17 protein-coding genes are annotated in these 17,804 nt (G+C 68.6%); 11 read left to right on the plus strand and 6 right to left on the minus strand.

Annotation, left to right across the window (positions count from 1 at the left end; all coding sequences use genetic code 11):
- Positions 1-65: 65 nt before the first annotated feature.
- The 11 genes from OL599_RS00510 to OL599_RS00560 all read left to right on the plus strand — a co-directional run bounded on the left by OL599_RS00510 (position 66) and on the right by OL599_RS00560 (position 11,293).
- Positions 66-1,073, plus strand: a complete 1,008-nt coding sequence (locus tag OL599_RS00510) for an ABC transporter ATP-binding protein (RefSeq protein WP_264711629.1) — start codon at positions 66-68, stop codon at positions 1,071-1,073.
- Entirely contained in the window at positions 1,066-1,761 is a 696-nt protein-coding gene (locus OL599_RS00515) for an SDR family NAD(P)-dependent oxidoreductase (protein ID WP_264711630.1), read from the plus strand. Before OL599_RS00510 ends, OL599_RS00515 begins: the two co-directional genes overlap by 8 nt.
- Complete coding sequence (locus OL599_RS00520) at positions 1,758-2,030, plus strand: (2Fe-2S)-binding protein (protein ID WP_264711631.1); 273 nt, start codon at positions 1,758-1,760, stop codon at positions 2,028-2,030. The genes OL599_RS00515 and OL599_RS00520 overlap by 4 nt, the downstream gene beginning before the upstream one ends.
- Entirely contained in the window at positions 2,027-3,370 is a 1,344-nt protein-coding gene (locus OL599_RS00525; protein ID WP_264711632.1) for an FAD-dependent oxidoreductase, read from the plus strand. The genes OL599_RS00520 and OL599_RS00525 overlap by 4 nt, the downstream gene beginning before the upstream one ends.
- On the plus strand, positions 3,367-4,506 hold the full coding sequence (locus OL599_RS00530) for an NAD(P)/FAD-dependent oxidoreductase (RefSeq protein WP_264711633.1): 1,140 nt from the start codon (positions 3,367-3,369) through the stop codon (positions 4,504-4,506). Before OL599_RS00525 ends, OL599_RS00530 begins: the two co-directional genes overlap by 4 nt.
- Positions 4,503-6,059: an ABC transporter substrate-binding protein gene (locus OL599_RS00535; protein ID WP_264711634.1), complete on the plus strand. Its 1,557-nt coding sequence runs from the start codon at positions 4,503-4,505 to the stop codon at positions 6,057-6,059. Before OL599_RS00530 ends, OL599_RS00535 begins: the two co-directional genes overlap by 4 nt.
- Complete coding sequence (locus OL599_RS00540) at positions 6,056-6,997, plus strand: ABC transporter permease (protein WP_264711635.1); 942 nt, start codon at positions 6,056-6,058, stop codon at positions 6,995-6,997. Before OL599_RS00535 ends, OL599_RS00540 begins: the two co-directional genes overlap by 4 nt.
- A complete protein-coding gene (locus tag OL599_RS00545; RefSeq protein ID WP_264711636.1) occupies positions 6,994-7,815 on the plus strand; it encodes an ABC transporter permease in 822 nt (273 codons plus the stop codon). The genes OL599_RS00540 and OL599_RS00545 overlap by 4 nt, the downstream gene beginning before the upstream one ends.
- Positions 7,812-8,783: an ABC transporter ATP-binding protein gene (locus OL599_RS00550; protein ID WP_264711637.1), complete on the plus strand. Its 972-nt coding sequence runs from the start codon at positions 7,812-7,814 to the stop codon at positions 8,781-8,783. Before OL599_RS00545 ends, OL599_RS00550 begins: the two co-directional genes overlap by 4 nt.
- Positions 8,784-8,916: 133 nt before the next feature.
- Complete coding sequence (locus OL599_RS00555) at positions 8,917-9,693, plus strand: HpcH/HpaI aldolase family protein (RefSeq protein ID WP_264711638.1); 777 nt, start codon at positions 8,917-8,919, stop codon at positions 9,691-9,693.
- Between the two features lie 76 nt (positions 9,694-9,769).
- Complete coding sequence (locus tag OL599_RS00560; protein WP_264711639.1) at positions 9,770-11,293, plus strand: UxaA family hydrolase; 1,524 nt, start codon at positions 9,770-9,772, stop codon at positions 11,291-11,293.
- Positions 11,294-11,332: 39 nt separating this feature from the next.
- Here OL599_RS00560 and OL599_RS00565 read toward each other — a convergent pair whose 3' ends face one another.
- From OL599_RS00565 to OL599_RS00590, 6 genes are all read right to left on the minus strand, one after another.
- The gene (locus OL599_RS00565) at positions 11,333-11,962 is read right to left on the minus strand and encodes a LysE family translocator (protein ID WP_264711640.1); all 630 of its coding nucleotides are present in this window, start codon (positions 11,960-11,962) and stop codon (positions 11,333-11,335) included.
- A gap of 77 nt (positions 11,963-12,039) precedes the next feature.
- Positions 12,040-13,485, minus strand: a complete 1,446-nt coding sequence (locus OL599_RS00570; RefSeq protein ID WP_264711641.1) for a glycosyltransferase family 39 protein — start codon at positions 13,483-13,485, stop codon at positions 12,040-12,042.
- 300 nt (positions 13,486-13,785) lie between these two features.
- Entirely contained in the window at positions 13,786-14,631 is an 846-nt protein-coding gene (locus OL599_RS00575) for a fumarylacetoacetate hydrolase family protein (protein WP_264711642.1), read from the minus strand.
- A gap of 16 nt (positions 14,632-14,647) precedes the next feature.
- Entirely contained in the window at positions 14,648-15,397 is a 750-nt protein-coding gene (locus OL599_RS00580) for an SDR family oxidoreductase (protein WP_264711643.1), read from the minus strand.
- A 61-nt stretch (positions 15,398-15,458) separates the two neighbouring features.
- Positions 15,459-17,252: an IlvD/Edd family dehydratase gene (locus OL599_RS00585; protein ID WP_264711644.1), complete on the minus strand. Its 1,794-nt coding sequence runs from the start codon at positions 17,250-17,252 to the stop codon at positions 15,459-15,461.
- Between the two features lie 90 nt (positions 17,253-17,342).
- Positions 17,343-17,801 (minus strand): YybH family protein, encoded by a 459-nt coding sequence (locus tag OL599_RS00590; RefSeq protein WP_264711645.1) that lies wholly within the window; start codon positions 17,799-17,801, stop codon positions 17,343-17,345.
- Positions 17,802-17,804 lie beyond the last annotated feature (3 nt).

A 17,804-nucleotide genomic window follows, 5' to 3' on the forward strand; every position in this document is an offset into this window, starting at 1 on the left:
GGATACCCCCCGGAATGTGTCGGATCGCTTGCAGCTTTGGGCCTGCTGCCCCAGGCTGGCAAGTCATGGTCAGTACAGACAAACCCGTGCTGCAGGTGGACAATCTGCGCACCGAATTCCGGATCGGCGGCACCTGGCGGGCGGCGGTCGACGGCGTGAGCCTCACCCTGCGGCGGGGCGAGACCCTGGCATTGGTGGGCGAGAGCGGCTGCGGCAAGTCGATGACCGCGCTGTCCATCATGGGGCTTGTGCCGAGGCCGGCGGGACGGATCGGCGTGGGGCGGATCCTGCTGGACGGCACCGATCTCGTGCCGTTGGCGGAAGAGCGGCTGGAGAAGCTGCGCGGCAACCGGATGGCGATGATCTTCCAGGAGCCGATGACCAGCCTCAATCCGGTCATGACCATCGGCGATCAGGTGGCGGAGTCGCTGCTGCTGCATCGCGGCCTGTCGCGGACCGAGGCCAACCGGCAGGCGTTGGCGGTCTTGGAGGAGGTGAAGATTCCCTCCGCCGCGCGGCGCTTCGACGATTATCCGCACCAGTTCAGCGGCGGCATGCGCCAGCGCGTGATGATCGCCATCGCGCTGGCCTGCGAACCTGCCCTGCTGCTGGCCGACGAGCCCACCACGGCGCTGGACGTGACCATCCAGGCACAGGTGCTGGGCCTGCTCGCCGACCTCAAGGGCCGGCACGGCATGGCGATGCTGTTCATCACCCATAATCTCGGCGTGGTCGCGCAGATCGCCGACCGGGTGGCGGTCATGTATGCCGGCCAGATCGTCGAGCAGGGGCCGGTGGAGCGCATTTTCGCCGCACCCGCGCATCCCTACACGCGCGCCCTGTTCGCGGCCATTCCGCGCATGGACCTGGAAGGCCAGCACCTCGCCGCCATTCCCGGCCGCGTGCCGCCGCTGGACGCGATGCCCGCGGGCTGCCGGTTCGCGCCCCGCTGCAGCCTGGCCCAGGCGGGCTGCGAGCGGCCGCAGCAGCTGGCGCCGGTGGGCGACGAACATCTGGCACGCTGCCATGTGGCGACCGGCGCGTTGCAGGCCGGAGCGATGGCGCATGCTTGATCCGAACGGGCGCGTCGTGATGGTCTCGGGCGCCGCGCGCGGCATCGGTCGGCACGTGGTGGAACGGCTGGTCGCCGCGGGATTCCAGGTCTCGGCCGGGGTGCGCAGCGCGCGCGGCCTGACCGAAGGCGGGCGGCTGATGCTGCATCCGTATGAAGCGGAAAGCCTGGAGGCCGCGCGCGACTGGGTCGCCGCCACGGTGTCCCGTTTCGGGAGGCTTGATGGGCTGGTGAACGCCGCCGGCATCAACCCGGCTTTCGCGGTGATCGACGAGGACGAGACGGCGCTCGATCGGATGTGGGCGGTGAACGTGAAGGGGCCGTTGCGGCTGATCCGTTTCGCGCTGCCGCATCTGAAGGCGTCGGGCACCGGGCGGGTGATCAATGTCGCCTCGCTGTCGGGCAAGCGCGTGCGCAACGCCAATGTCGGCTACGCCATGAGCAAGTTCGCGGTGGTGGCCCTGACGCACGGCGTGCGCCATGACGGGTGGGACCAGGGCGTGCGGGCGACGGCGCTGTGCCCGGGCTTCGTCGCGACCGACATGACCGCGGCCGTGACCAAGGTGTCGCGCACGCAGATGACCGACCCCGCCGATCTGGCGGTGCTGGTCGAAATGCTGCTGCGCCTGCCGAACAACGCCAGCGTTGCGGAGCTGCTGGTGAACTGCCAGCACGAGGATACCCTGTGAGGCTGGTGCGCCTCGCCGAGACGGCGCGCCCCGCGGTCGCTTTCACCCTGGATGGCGCGCCAGCCACGGCGCTGGCGGGCGACACGCTGCTGACCGCGATCCTGGCCAATGCCGAGCATGTGCGGACCAGCGAATTCGGCGACGGCAACCGTGCCGGGTTCTGCTGGATGGGCGCCTGCCAGGATTGCTGGGTGCTGGTGCAGGGAGAGGGGCGGGTGCGGGCCTGCTCGACCTATGTGGCGCAGGGCATGGCGGTGCTGCGGCCATGACCGTCGCGGTGGTGGGCGCCGGGCCTGCGGGAACGCGCGCGGCCGAAGTCCTGGTGCAGGCCGGGTTGCGGCCCGTGGTCATCGACGAAGCCCCGGATAACGGGGGGCGCATCTATCAGCGCCCGCCCGCCGGATTCCGGCGGTCGGACGGCGACCTCTACGGCACCGAGGCGCACAAGGCGCAGGCGCTGCACCGGAGATTCGACCAGTTGCGGGGTGCCATCGACCTGCGCGCCTCCACGCTGGTGTGGGATGTCCGGCCGCAGCAGTTGCTGACCCTGCGCGACGGCCGGTCCGAGACGATCGGGTTCGAGCAGGCGATCCTGTGCACCGGCGCCATGGACCGGGTAATCCCCCTGCCCGGCTGGACCCTGCCCGGCGTCTACACGCTGGGCGGGGCGCAGGTGGCACTGAAGACGCAGGGCTGCGCCATCGGGCAGGCGGTCGCGTTCCTGGGCACCGGCCCGTTGCTGTGGCTGGTCGCCTACCAGTACGCGAAGGCCGGGGCCCGGGTGGCGGCAGTGCTGGACACGACGGACTTCGCCACGAAGGCGTGGCGGACCGGAGGGCTGCTGCGCGGCGGCCGCACCTTCCTCAACGGGTTGCGCTATGTCGGCTGGCTGCGCTGGCGCGGCGTGCGGATCGTCGAGGGCGTGGTCCCCGAAGCGATCGAGGGCGACGGCGAGGTGACCGGCCTGCGCTACCGCACCCGGCACGGCACGCACCATATCGCCTGCGACGCGGTGGGCATCGGTTGGGGGCTGAAGCCGGAGACGCAACTGGCCGATCTCGCCGGCGTATCCTTTGCCTTCGATCCGGTGCAGCGCGGCTGGCTGCCGGTGCGCAACGAAGCCGGACGGACCGATATTCGCGGCATCTATCTTGCCGGCGACGGCGTGCGGATCGGCGGCGCCGACGTGGCAGAGCTGGCCGGGGCACGGGTGGCCTGGGCGGTGGTCGAGGATCGCGGTTTGCCGGTGGACCACGCGGCGGTGGCGCGGCTGGACCGGGCCCTGCAGCGGCAGGCGAAGTTCCGGCAGGCCCTCGACCGCGCCTTTCCCTATCCGCACCGGCTCGCCGCCGGCATGGCCGACGACACCATCCTGTGCCGCTGCGAGGCCATCACCGCCGGCGCCATGCGCGCGGCCGCGACCGCGGAGGTGAACCGCACGAAGGCGCTCACCCGGATCGGCATGGGGCGCTGCCAGGGGCGGGTCTGCGGGCCGGCGGCGGCGGAGGTGCTGGCGGCGGCGCTGGGTTGTCCGGTCGAGCAGGTCGGCCGCCTGCGCGGGCAGCCGCCGGTCAAGCCGATCCCGATGCGCACCGCAGCGGCCGGATGAACGAGCGCCGAAGCGATGTCCTGATCGTCGGCGGCGGCGGCGCCGGATGCTCCGCGGCGCTGCACCTGGCGCAGCGTGGGGCACGGGTCACGCTGCTGGAGCGCGGGCTGGTGGGCAGCCAGGCAACCGGCGTGAACTACGGCGGCGTGCGCCAGCAAGGCCGGCATCCCGCCGAACTGCCGATCGCCCGGCGGGCGCGCGCGCTGTGGGGCAGGCTGGCGGCGCTGGTCGGCAGCGATTGCGAGTTCGAGGTGACCGGGCATCTGAAGCTCGCGCGCTCGGAGGTCGAGGAGGCCGAGCTCGTCGCCTATCTCGATGTGGCCAAGGCGCATGACCTGCCGCTGCGGATGATCGGACGCAACGCCATCCATCGCGAATATCCCTGGCTGGGGCCGGTCGTCGTCGCCGGGTCGTTGGCGCCCGATGACGGGGCGGCCAATCCGCGGCTGCTGGCGCCGGCGCTGGCGCGGGCGGCGAGCATCCTGGGCGCCGATATCCTGGAGAACCGGGAGGTCACCACCCTCGCCCATGACGGCACAGGCTTCGTGGTGACAGCGGGGCACGAGACCTTCGCCGCGCCGGTGCTGCTGAACACCGCGGGGTTCTGGGGCGGCAAGGTGGCCGCCGCTTTCGGCGAGCTGGTGCCGGTGGCGCCGATGAGCCCCATCATGCTGGTGACCGAGCCGCTGCCCTGGTTCATCGCGCCCAATCTCGGCGTGGTCGGCGGCAATGTGTATCTGCGCCAGATCCGGCGCGGCAATGTCATCTTCGGTGGCGGCCGCGGCGAGAACGACCCGGTCACCGCCCGGTCGCGCGTGCTGCCCGAGCCCGCGCTGCGGTCCATGCACCTGGCCATCGAGCTGGTGCCGGCGCTGGCCGACGCGCAGGTGATCCGCAGCTGGACCGGGATCGACGGGGCGATGCCGGACGGGATTCCGGTGATCGGGGCGTCCACGACCACGCCGGGCCTGTTGCACGCCTTCGGATTTTCGGGCCACGGCTTCCAGCTTGGGCCGGCCATCGGCGCCATCCTGGCCGAACTGGTCCTCGACGGGCACACGGATGTGCCGCTTGAGCCGTTTCGCATTGACCGGTTCGCCGCTACGATCGACGCAAACAAGGGGGACAACGCATGAAATTCCGCACCGCATTGCTGGCAGCGGGCCTGGCGTTCGCAGCGCCGGCGCTGGCCACGCCGGCACTGGCCGCGCCGAAGACCACGCTGACGGTGGGCATGGCAGCCCAGGACGTGGGCAAGCTCGACCCGCATCTCGCGGTCTCCACCATCGACCGCGCCGTGGTGGCGTGGATGTTCAACGGCCTGGTGCGCTTCAAGCCCGGCAGCATGAGCCCCGCCGAGATCGAGCCCGACCTGGCCGAGCGCTGGGAGAACACGGCCGACAAGAAGGAGTGGGTCTTCCATCTCCGGCACGGCGTGAAGTTCCATGGCGATTATGGCGAGCTGACCGCCGATGACGTGGTGTTCAGCCTGCAGAAGGCAGCCGATCCGAAGCGCAGCGCCTTCTCGGCCGATTTCGCCGCGTTCGAGAAGATCGAGGCGGTCGATCCCTACACCGTGAAGATCACGCTGAAGCAGACGGTGCCGAGCCTGCTGGGCATCCTGACCAACTACTCCGGCGGCTTCATCGTCTCGAAGAAGGCCGTGGAGGCGCTGGGCGACAAGTTCGCCAGCGCGCCGATCGGCACCGGGCCGTTCGCCTTCGCCTCGGTCACGCCGAACCAGTCGCTGGAGCTGGTGGCCAACAAGGCCTATTTCCGCGGCACGCCGAAGCTGGAGAAGATCAGCTACCGGTTCCTGCCGTCCAATGCCTCGCGCGACCTCGCCTTCCAGAACGGCGAGCTGGACCTGGAATACGGCAACTCCGACCAGACCTGGATCGACCGCACGCGCAAGGTGCCGCACGCCGTGGTGGACGTGTTCGAGCCGGGCGAGGAAGCCGTCCTGCACCTGAACATGACGCACAAGCCGCTGGACGACCTGCGCGTACGGCAGGCCATCGCCTACGCGATCAACCGGCCGGAGCTGCTGCGCTGGCAGGGGCAGGACCCGTCGCGCGTTCCGGGCAGCGTGATCCCCATCGGCAATCTTGGCTACACCGCGGACAACGGATTGCCGCAATTCAGTCTCGACAAGGCGAAGGCGCTGCTCGCCGAAGCCGGCTATCCGAACGGCGTAACGCTGAAAGTGGTGCACACGCAGTTGCCGGGAATGCTGGCGCAGATGCAGGTGGTGCAGGCGCAACTCAAGCGGGCCGGCATCAATCTCGACCTCCAGGTCGTCGAGCACGCAACCTTCCACCAGATGATCCGCCAGGACCTGTCGGACATCGTGTTCTATTCGGCCGCGCGGTTCCCGGTGGCCGACGTCTATCTGACGCAGTTCTACCACTCGCGCAGCACCGTGAAGACGCCGACGGCAGTGACCAATTTCAGCCACTGCAACGCCGCCGACGCCGAGATCGACGCCGCCCGCACCGAGCCGGACGACGCCAAGCAGATCGCGCTGTGGCAGGAGGCGCAACGCAAGATCGTGGCGCAGGCCTGCGCGGTGCCGCTGATCGAGACGCTGCAGACCTGGGTGCGCCGCGACGATCTCGATTATGGCTATGAGCTGAAGGGCTCGCTGTCGCTGGGCCCGCTGATCACGGAGGCGACACACTTCAAGTGATCTTCTACGTCATCCGCCGGCTGCTGGCAGCGATCCCGACGCTGCTGGCGGTTCTGACCCTGGTCTTCGTGATCGTGCGGATCGTGCCCGGCGATCCCGCGATCGCGATCCTGGGCGACCGCGCCACGCCGGCGGCGGTGGCGGCGTTGCAGGCGAAGCTTGGGTTGGATCGGCCGATCTGGGAGCAATACGTAACGTTCCTCGGCAGGTCGCTCTCCGGCGATTTCGGCAGCTCGATGGTGACGAACCGGCCGATCCTGACGGATGTCGGCGCGGTGATTCCGCACACGCTGGACCTGACCATCGCGGCGATGCTGATCGGCACGATCATCGGCGTTCCCGCCGGGGTGTGGGCGGCGCTGCACCGCAACCGTGCGATCGACGTCGCGGCGCGGTTGCTGAGCCTGATCGGCTTGTCGTTTCCCGTGTTCGTGTCAGGCATCTTCCTGCTGCTGGCGTTCGCGCTGCATTGGCGGATCTTTCCGGTGATCGGCAATGCCAATCTTGCCGATCCGGTGGACCGGCTGACCAAGCTGGTGCTGCCGGCGGCCACGTTGGGGCTGGTGATGGCGGCCTACATCACGCGGGTGACGCGCAGCGCCATGCTGCAGGTGCTGGACGAGGACTACATGCGTACCGCGCGCGCCAAGGGCGTGCCGTGGCGGCGCGTCGTATGGCGGCATGGGCTGCGCAATGCCGGTCTGCCGGTGGTGACCGTGGTGGGCCTGTATGTGGGCATCCTGATCGGCAATTCCGTGCTGACGGAAATCGTGTTCAACCGGCCCGGCCTCGGGAAGATCATCGTCGGTGCCTTGAACCAGCGCGACTACACCATGCTGCAGGGGCTGATGGTGATCTACTGCTTCCTCATCGTGGTGGTGAACCTGCTGACCGACCTGACCTATGGGCTGATCGATCCGCGGGTGAAGCAGGCATGAAGCGCCTGTTGCAGAACCCGACGACGCTGGTGGGCGCCATACTGTGCGTCATCATCGTGCTGGGTGCGGTGCTGGCGCCGTGGATCGCGCCATATGATCCGGTCGACCAGAGCATTCTCGACCGCCTGCAGCCGCCCGGCGGCGCCTTCCTGCTGGGCACCGATACCTACGGCCGCGATGTGCTGTCGCGTATCCTGTGGGGCGCGCGGATCTCGCTGATCGTGGCGGTGACATCCATCGCGAGCGCCATCCTGGTGGGCGGCGCGATCGGCATGGTCAGCGGCTATATCGGCGGGCGCGTCGATCTGTTCATCATGCAGGTGATGGACGTGATGCTGTCCTTCCCCAGCCTGATCCTGGGGCTGATCGTGGTGGCGCTGCTGGGGCCGGAGCTGGTGAACCTGGTGTTTGCCATCGCGCTGACGGCAATCGCCCCGTTCGCGCGCATCGCCCGCGCGCCGGTCCTGAGCCTGAAGGAACGCGCCTTCGTGGAAGCCGGCCGTGCGCTCGGCTTCTCGCATGCGCGCGTGCTGTTCGTACACATCCTGCCGAACATCGTCAGCGAGGTGCTGGTGATGGGCAGCCTGTGGATGGCGACCGCGGTGCGCACCGAGGCATCGCTGTCCTTCATCGGCCTGGGCGTGAAGCCGCCGACCGCGACCTGGGGCGGCATGATGCGCGACGGGTTCGAGGCGATCCTGGACGCGCCCTGGCTGTCGATCTTTCCGGGTATCGCCATCCTGATGCTGGTGCTCGGGCTGAACATGGTGGGCGACGGTCTGCGCGACGCGACCGATCCGAAACTGTCCGGCACATGACCGCGCCGATCCTCGAGGTCGCGGGGCTGCGCAAATACTTCACGGTGGTGAAGGGCTTTCCGCGCCCGGTGAAGACGATCGTTCGTGCCGTCGACGGCGTCGATTTCAGCGTGGGAGCCAGCGAGGCCTTCGGCATCGTCGGCGAGTCCGGTTGCGGCAAATCGACGGCGGCGCGCGCCGTGTTGCGCCTGATCGAGCCGGACGCCGGGACGATCCGTTTCGCCGGGCAGGATGTCCGCGCCGCCAGCGGCGCCGCATTGATCGCCCTGCGCCGGCGCATGCAGATCGTGTTCCAGGATCCGTATTCCTCGCTCAATCCGCGCCGCACGATCGGGCAGACGCTGACCGAGCCGCTAAGCGTGCATGGCGTGGCGCGGGGCCGGGCGGCGAAGGATCAGGCGGCGGCGCTGCTGGAGGAAGTCGGGTTGCCGGCTGCCGCACTCGGGCGCTATCCGCACGAATTCTCCGGCGGCCAGCGCCAGCGCATCGGCGTTGCGCGCGCGCTGGCGCTGAAGCCCGAGTTGATCGTGGCCGACGAGCCGGTGTCGGCGCTGGACGTCTCCGTGCAGGCCCAGGTGCTGCTGCTGCTGAAGGACCTGCAGGCACGGCGCGGGCTGGCGTTCGTGTTCGTCAGCCACGATCTCAGCGTGATCCGCTGGTTCTGCGCGCGGGTGGCGGTGATGTATCTGGGCCGCATCGTCGAGCAGGGCCCGGTGGCGCGCGTGTTCTCGGCCCCGCGGCATCCGTATACGCGCATGCTGCGCGATGCCTCGCCCATTCCCGATCCCGGCAAGCGCGGCGTGCTGCCGCGCGTGGTCGGCGAGATTCCGTCGGCCGCCGCGCCGCCGCCGGGATGCCATTTCCACCCGCGCTGCCCGCGGGCGAGCGAGATCTGCCGCACCACCTATCCGGCGTGGGACGAAGGCGACGGCCACGGAACGGCGTGCCACCATCCGCATGTCGACTAGGTCGGCCCCGCAGCGGGCCCGATGCCGATTCGCATCGATGATCGGTCCCGCGTACATGATCACTTCCGCGAATTGACCGGGCGGCGGCGCGCGCCTAGCGTTGCCGTCTGCCGACAAAGGGGAAATGCGACCGATGGCAAACAACGTCAAAAAAATCTGGGCGTCCGGAAAGGCCGTGGTGAACGGCTGGCTGGCGATTCCTTCGGGCTTCTCGGCCGAGGTGATCGCGCAAAGCGGATTCGACTCGGTGACGGTCGATCTGCAGCACGGCGTCCAGGATTACCTGTCGATGGTGCAGTGCTTCCAGGCGATGCAGGCGCATCCGGTGACGCCGATGGTGCGCGTGCCCTGGAACGAGCCGGGGATCATCGGCAAGGTGCTGGACGGTGGAGCCATGGGCGTGATCTGCCCGATGATCAACACCAAGAAGGAGGCGGAGGCCTTCGTCGCCGCCTGCAAGTATCCGCCCGACGGCACGCGCAGCAACGGCCCGATCCGCGCGGCGATGTACGGCGAGGCCACCAGCTACCAGACCACGGCGAACGCCGAGACGCTGTGCATTCCGATGATCGAGACCCAGACCGCGGTGAAGAACCTGGACGCGATCCTGGACGTGCCGGGCATCGCCGGCGTGTATGTCGGCCCCTCCGACCTCGGCTTCTCCTACGGCATGGTGCCCAAGCTGGACCGCGACGAGCCGGAGATCCTGAAGATCTACGACAAGCTGCTGAAGGCGTGCAGCAAGCATGGCATCCATGCGGGCATCCATACCGGCAGCGCCAGCTATGCCGCCCGTGCGATCGGCATGGGCTTCCGGCTGGTGACGCTGATGAACGACAGCGGGCTGATGCAGACCGCGGCGAAGGCCGGGGTGGCGCAGATCCGCAAGGAAGCCAAGGGCGTCGCCTGACCGGACGGGCCCTGCTAGACTTGTGATCGAGGGGCCGGGAGGCAGCTCCCGGCCCCGTTCCATTCTGGAGGTTGCCATGGCACCGCCCCCGACCATTCGCTTGCATCCCGACGATGGCGTGGTGATCGCGCGCGCGACGCTGCTGCCCGGCACGCCGGTGGCCGACGGCGTGGTGGCCACCGAGCGCGTGCCCGCGGGCCACAAGGTGGCGATCCGGCCGATCGCGGTGGGCGAGCCGATCCGGCGCTACGGCCAGATCATCGGCTTCGCCACGTCGCCGATCGCGCCCGGCCAGCACGTGCATGTGCAGAACTGCGGCATGGGCGATTTCGACAAGGACTATGCCTGGGGGGTGGATGCGAAGCCGACCGCCAATTTCGTTCCGCCTGCGACGTTCCAGGGCATCCGCCGGCCTGACGGGCGCGTGGCGACGCGCAACTATATCGGCATCCTGACCAGCGTGAACTGCAGCGCGCATGTCGCGAGCCTGGTGGCCGACGCGTTCCGCAAGAACCCGTTCACCGGCGACAACCCGCTGGCCGATTTCCCGAACGTGGACGGCGTGGTGGCGCTGACCCACAAGACCGGGTGCGGCATGACCCAGAACGAGCCGCTGGCGCTGCTGCGGCGCACGCTGGGCGGCTACGCACGGCACGTGAACTTCGCCAACGTCGTCGTCATGGGCCTGGGTTGTGAGGTCAATCAGATCGGCGGGCTGATGCAGGAGCAGAAGTTGGCGGGCCGGCTGCGCGCCATGGACATCCAGACGATGGGCGGCACCCGCAAGACGGTGGAAGCCGGCATCGCCTTCGTGCGCGAGGCGCTGGCAGACGCGAACCGGGTGCATCGCGAGACGGTTCCGGCCAGCGAGCTGATGGTGGCCCTGCAATGCGGCGGCTCCGACGGCTATTCCGGCGTCTCCGCCAACCCCGCATTGGGGGTGGCGAGCGACCTGCTGGTGCAGCATGGCGGCACGGTGATCCTGTCGGAGACGCCCGAGACCTACGGCGCCGAGCACCTGCTGACCCGCCGCGCGGTGTCGCGCGAGGTCGGCGAGAAGCTGGTGGCGCTGATGCGCTGGTGGGACGAGTACACCGCGCGCGAAGGTGCGGAGATGAACGCCAACCCCAGCCCCGGCAACAAGGCCGGCGGGTTGACCACCATCCTGGAGAAATCGCTGGGCGCGATGGCCAAGGCCGGCAGCACCAACCTGGTGGATGTCGTGAACTACGCCGAGCAGGTCACGAAGAAGGGCTTCGTGTTCATGGACACACCGGGTTACGACCCGGTGGCCGCCACCGGGCAGGTGGCGGGCGGCGCCAACCTGGTGTGCTTCACCACTGGCCGCGGCAGCGTGTTCGGCTGCAAGCCGGCGCCCTCGATCAAGCTGGCGACCAACACGCCGATGTACACGCGCATGCAAGAAGACATGGACGTAAATTGCGGCACCATCCTGGACGGCGACGAAAGCGTGCAGGAATGCGGCCAGCGCATCTTCGACCTGATCCTGCGGGTGGCCTCGGGCGAGCCGACCCGGAGCGAGAGCTACGATTTCGGCGCTGCCGAGTTCGCACCCTGGGTCATCGGCGCGACGATGTAGCAAGCCTGGGAGGCAGGGATTCCGCCCTTGTCTCCTCGGCTATCCCGCGGCCCGGCGCCAGGACACCGCGAAGAGTCCGGCGCCGATCAGCAGCGAACCGCCCACGCGATTGACCGCGCGCTGCACGAGTGGCCGGCGGATGGTGCGCCGCGCGGCGGCGGCGAGCATGGCGTAGGTGAAGGCGTTCAGGGTTGCCAGCACCAGGAAGCTCGCCTCGAAAATCACGAGCTGCGGCACGAGGGCCTGCGTGCTGTCCAGAAACTGCGGCAGGAAGGCGACGAAGAACACGATGCTCTTCGGGTTCAGCGCGGTGACCGCATAGGCGTGCAGGAAGATGCGCGCCGGCCGCTCCGCCGGCGCCGCCTGCGGCTGCGGCGTGCCGTCCACCGGGGCGCGCCAGAGCTTGATGCCGAGATAGACGAGATAGGCGGCACCGACCCATTTCAGCCCGGTGAACAGCGCCGCCGAGGTGGCCAGCAGCGCGCCCAGGCCGAGCATCGAGGCGGTCATGGCGGTGAAGTCGCCGAGCGCCACGCCGGCCACGGTCGGGACCGCTGCGCGGCGGCCGTGCCCGAGTGCGTAGGAGATCACCAGCAGGATGGTCGGGCCGGGAATGGCCAGCAGCACCGCGGATGCGGCAACGAAGGCAAGCCAATGCTCGATGGACATGACGACCTCGCGATCTCGCCGAAGGATCAATCCATCACTTGCCGGCGAACGCAAGTCGGGCGGCAGTATCCGGCGGTTCAGGGCCAGCGCTTCAGATGACGTGCCAGGAACAACGGGACCTCCACGGTGCCGCGGCCAGGGAATTCCAGGCGAGCCGGTTCCAGGGGCTCGATGCTGTCGAACAACTTGCCGTAGCTTGCCTCGATCCGCGCCTGGTTCTGCCGCGGGGCGACGATCAGCATGTCCTCGCCGATATGCGCGCCCGGGCCTGGGGAGAAGCCGTACTGGCGGGCATCGAGGTTCAGGCACAGCACGCGTGGATGTCCGCCCAGGGCGTAGTCGACCTTGCCGGTATCGTTCCAGCTCGGCGCCGCGATCGCCGGGCCGTTCAGCAGCCCGCGCGCGGCAAGCACGGGGCGCAGCGGTGTGAGGTCTACGCCTTGCAGAGCGGGATCGAAGCCGGGCTTGAAAGCGGATAGCCAGTTGAACCGAACCTCGGTGACCGCAAGCACCAGCACGACGCCGGTCAGGATGGCGGTGCCCTGCGCCCAGGCCCGCACGCGTCGTTGCCGCCAGCGGTCCAGCCAGTCGCCCAGCAGCGGGAACAGGAACAGGTAGCCGGGGGTGGCCCAGTGGAACAGCATGCTGCGCGTCCACAGCGAGACCACCGCGAACAGCACGATGGGCCCCGCGGCAAGCCAGCACAGCAGCCAGCGCCGCCAGTCGGCGGGACCGGCGCGGAGGCCGCGCACGAACGGGATCATCAGGCCCAGCCAGATCCAGGGCAGCAGGAACAGCGCCTCGCCGGCCAGCGTGGCGATCGGGCCGAACGGGCGGAAGCTCGCCCCCCCTGCCCGCCCGCCCTGGAAGGCGAACGAGGCCCAGCCATGTTGTGCGTTCCAGACCAGGACCGGAGAAAACACGAGCAACGCCAGAGCAGCGGCCAGATAGGGCTGCGGCCGGGCCAGCCAATGCCGATGGGCGGGTTGGGTCAGCAACGCGATGAAGGCACCGCCCAGCACCAGGCCGGCCGAGTATTTCGACAACAGCGCCAGCCCCGCGGCCACGCCGGCGCCGAGCCACCAGGCAGTACCCCGGCCCTCGAGCGCGTGCACCAGGCAGAGCGCCGCCGCCAGCAGGGCGCAGACCAGCGGGCCGTCCGGCAGCACCCAGCTTGCCGTGGTCAGGCCGAGCACCGGGGCGAGGTTCAGCGCCACCGCCGCCCAGACTCCGGCCCGCGGGGTGAACAGCGTGGCGGCAAGGCGATACATCAACCAGGTTGAGACCGCGAACAGCACGATGAAGGGCAGCCGCACCACCACCGGCGCCTCGCTGCCCGTGAGATGGACAATGCCCGACGACAGCCACCAGGACAGCGGCGGATGGTCGAAATAGCCGAGGCGGAGATCCCGCCCGGCCGCCACCATGTAGCTCTCGTCGATGCCCAGACCGACCGCCCAGGCCAGCAGTAGGCGAATCGCTGTGGTTCCGGCGATCAGGCCGGCGACGGCTCTTCCCGGCATCAGGCGGCCGCACCGCCCAAGGAGGCGTCGGGGGTGTTGCGACGGATTCGGGCGGCTTTGGACATCGGTCCTTCCCCTGCTGGGTATTGTCGCTGAACCAGCGCGTGAAGCCGGGCCTCGGAGCTGAATGCGAGCGGGCCGTATGCGGCGCTCCCGCGCGGTGCATGCCACGCAGACGCCTCGGCATCAATGCGGGGCCGCGTCCGCACGGCCATATTGGCGGGAAGCACGGTGGGAAGCATGAAAAAGGGCGGCCAGTGATCTGGCCGCCCCGATCCGATCATCTGGTGGCCGTTGGTATCAGGCCGCTACCACCGTCTGCATCTGCTCGCCGAGGCCCTCGATCCCCAGATGCATGGTCTGGCCCACCTTCAGGAAGACCGGCTTCGGCTTCTTGCCCAGGCCGACGCCGGGCGGCGTGCCGGTGGCGATGACGTCACCGGCCTGCAGGGTAATGAAGTGGCTCACGTAGGAGACGATCTGCTGGACATTGAAGATCATCGTCTTCGTGCTGCCGTCCTGCATGCGCTTGCCGTCCACATCCAGCCACATCCGCAGGTTCTGCGGGTCCTTGACCTCGTCCTTCGTGACCATCCACGGGCCGGTGGGGCCGAACGTGTCGCAGCCCTTGCCCTTGTCCCAGGTGCCGCCACGCTCGGCCTGGAATTCGCGCTCACTGACATCGTTGATGACGCAATAGCCGGCGACATGCTTCATCGCATCGGCTTCCGGCACATAGCGGGCGGTGGTGCCGATGACGACGCCGAGTTCGACTTCCCAATCCATCTTCTTCGAGCCGCGCGGCATCTTCACGTCATCGTTCGGGCCGTGATAGGCGCTCAGGGCCTTCAGGAACACGATCGGCTCCTTCGGGATCGGCGCGCCGGTCTCCGCGGCATGGTCTGCATAATTCAGGCCGATGCACACGAAGTTCAGCGGCCGCGCGACGCAGGCACCCAGGCGCGGCCGGCCGCGCGCCAGCGGCAGCGTGGCCGGGTCGATCTTGGCCAGCTTGCGCAGGCTCGCCGGCGACAGCGTCGATCCGTTCACATCGGCAATGACGCCGGACAGATCGCGGATCTTGCCGTCGGCATCGAGCAGGCCCGGCTTTTCGGCGCCGACTTTGCCATATCGCAACAGCTTCATGGTTTCGTTGTCCCCGTTAGAGTGAAATGCCGCCGTCGATCACCAAGGCCTGCCCGGTCACGAACTGCGCTTCATCGCTGGCCAGATACACAGCCAACGCCGCAATCTCCTCGGGCGTACCCAGCCGCCCCATCGCCTGGCGCGCGATGAACGCTGCCCGCGCCGCCTCGACCGATCCCGCCGCCGCGGCATTGGCGGCGATACGCTCGTCCAGGCTGGGCGACTGCACCGTGCCGGGGCAGATGCAGTTGCAGCGAATGCCCTGCTTCACGAAGTCCACCGCCACCGACCTGGTCAGCCCCACCACCGCCGCCTTGCTTGTAGCATATACGAAACGGTTTGGAATGCCTTTCACGCTGCTGGCCACCGAAGCCATGTTGATCACCGACCCGCCGCCGCGCGCGAGCATGCCCGGCAGGAACGTGCGGATGGTGCGGAACATCGATCGTGCATTCAGGTTGAACGCGAAATCCCACTCATCCTCGGTCGCTTCCAGGACGGTGCCCTGGTGTACGAAGCCGGCGCAGTTGAACAGGACATCGACCGGGCCACATTCCGCCGCCGCGGCGGCGATGGCGGCGGGGTTCAGAACGTCGAGTTGCGCCGTGCGCAGGCCCGGCCCGGCAATCTCGGCCACTTTCGTGCCGTTCAGGTCGGTCGCATAGACCTGCGCCCCCTCGGCCGCGAAGGCGAGCGCCGTCGCCCGGCCGATGCCCTGGGCGGCGGCGGTAACAAAAGCGGCCTTGCCCGCAAGGCGTCCTGCCATGTGGAAACTCCTCAGGCCAGATGGCATGACGGCCGCGGGCCGCCGCGCCAGTCCACGGCGACTAGTGGTTGTTGCGGCTTTCGCCGCGGGTTTCGAGGATGTTCAAGTACAGCGTTGCCGGCTCCAGGCAGCCGCCGTGACCGAGCTGGCCGACCATGCTGCGGTAGATCTCTTCCCACGGCGTGAGGTTCTGCAACTCCGGCTTCTTCCAGGCAGCGCGGCGCGCGTCCAGCTCGCCTGGCGGCAGCAGCACATCCACCTTGCGGGTGTTGAGGTCGATCCGGATGCGATCGCCCGTCTTGAGCAGGGCGAGGCCGCCGCCGACGGCGGCTTCGGGGGAGACGTTCAGGATCGACGGGGAGCCGGACGTGCCGGACTGGCGGCCGTCGCCCATCGTGGGCAGCGCGTTGATGCCGCGCTTCAGCATGCTGGCCGGCGGCTGCATGTTCACCACTTCGGCGCTGCCCGGGTAGCCGACGGGACCGCAGTTGCGGATCACCAGCACGGACTGGTCCTCCACGCCCAGGTCGGGGTCCTCGATGCGGGCGTGATAGTCCTCGGGACCCTCGAAGACGATGGCCTTGCCTTCGAACACGTTGGGGTGGTCTGGGCTGGACAGGAAACGGTCGCGGAATTCCTTGTCGATGACGCTGATCTTCATCACCGCGTTGTCGAACAGGTTGCCGGACATCACCACGTAGCCGGCGGCTTCCTTCATCGGCCTGGCGTAGGCGCGGATCACCTCGCGGTCGCCGTCGGGCACGCCTTCCAGGTTCTCGGCGACGGTCTTGCCGGTCACGGTCATGGCGCCGCCATGCAACTTCCCGGCCTGCAGCAGTTCCTTCATCACCGCGGGCACGCCGCCGCCGCGATGGAAACGCTCGCCCAGGAAGCGGCCGGCGGGCTGGCAGTCCACCAGCAGCGCCACATCGGGCCCGAGGCGCTGCCAGTCGTCCAGCGAATGATCCACACCCATGTGCCGCGCGATGGCGACCATGTGGATGGGGCAGTTCGAGCTGGCCCCGAGCGCGGCCGCCGCGACCACCGCGTTGTCGAACGCCTGCTTGGTCATGATGTCGGACGGGCGCAGGTTCTCGTGCACCATGTCGACGATGCGGCGGCCGGTCTCGAACGCCATCTGGCCGCGTTCGCGATAGGGGCCGGGAATGGCGGCGCAGCCGGGCAGCGACATGCCCAGCGCCTCGGCCAGGCTGTTCATCGACAACGCCGTGCCCATGGTGTTGCAGTGGCCGACCGATGGCGCGGAGGACGCCACCATCTTCATGAACTCTTCGTAGTTGATCTTGCCCTCGGCGTAGAGCTTGCGCCCTTCCCACACGATGGTGCCGGACCCGGACAGCTTGCCCTGCCACCAGCCGTCGAGCATCGGCCCACCGGACAGCACGATGGCCGGGATGTTCACCGTCGCCGCCCCCATCAGGCAGGCCGGCGTGGTCTTGTCGCAGCCGGTGGTGAGCACCACGCCGTCGATCGGATAGCCGTGCAGCACCTCGACCAGGCTCAGATAGGCGAGGTTGCGGTCCAGCGCCGCGGTCGGGCGCTTGCCGGTCTCCTGGATTGGATGGATCGGAAATTCCAGGGGAATGCCGCCGGCGGCACGGATGCCGTCGCGCACGCGGGTGGCGAGATCCAGATGGTGACGATTGCACGGCGACAGGTCGGAGCCGGTCTGGGCAATGCCGATGATCGGCTTGCCGCCCTGCAGCTCCTCGCGCGTCAGCCCGAAATTCAGATAGCGCTCGACATAGAGCGCGGTCATCGCGGGATCGTGGGGATTGTCGAACCAGCGCCGGCTCCGCAGACGCTTGTCCGAGCCGTCGTCATCATGCGCCATTGCCGTTTCCTCGTTGCTCTCCCGAAGCCGCAGGGTGCGGTTGCTGACGCTCGGGTGTCAACGGTCGCCGGCAGGCGGCGCGGCGCGCGATCAGCGTGCCTTCACCGGGCGGTTGGCATGACTTTGCTGCGGCACGCCGCGGTTCAGCGACATGTGCGAGTGCACACACAGCCAGGTGCCGCCGGACTTGTGGAAGATCATGGTGGCGCGGCCCGGGCGGTCGAACCTGCTGCCGTCCTGATGAAAGCCGGTGCTGGTCCAGGGCGCGACCGCCACGGCCATGCTGCCGTCATCGGCGGCCAGGATACGGGTGGCGTCGAGAGCGAAACGGAAATCCGCGGTCTTCGGCCACACATTGTCCCATTGCGTGTCCATCCAGGATTGCACGCCCGCAATCACGTCGCGATGCGTGCCGAAGGCCAGCACGTCGGGATGGAACAGGGGACGGGCCGAGGCGTAATCGACCTCGCGGACATAGCCGGCGAAGGTGTCGAGCCACTGCATCAGATAGGCACGCGTGGCGGCGTCGGCTTCGGGCAGGTCGGCCATGGT

The organism is Limobrevibacterium gyesilva (assembly GCF_025989185.1).
Classification (GTDB): domain Bacteria; phylum Pseudomonadota; class Alphaproteobacteria; order Acetobacterales; family Acetobacteraceae; genus Limobrevibacterium; species Limobrevibacterium gyesilva.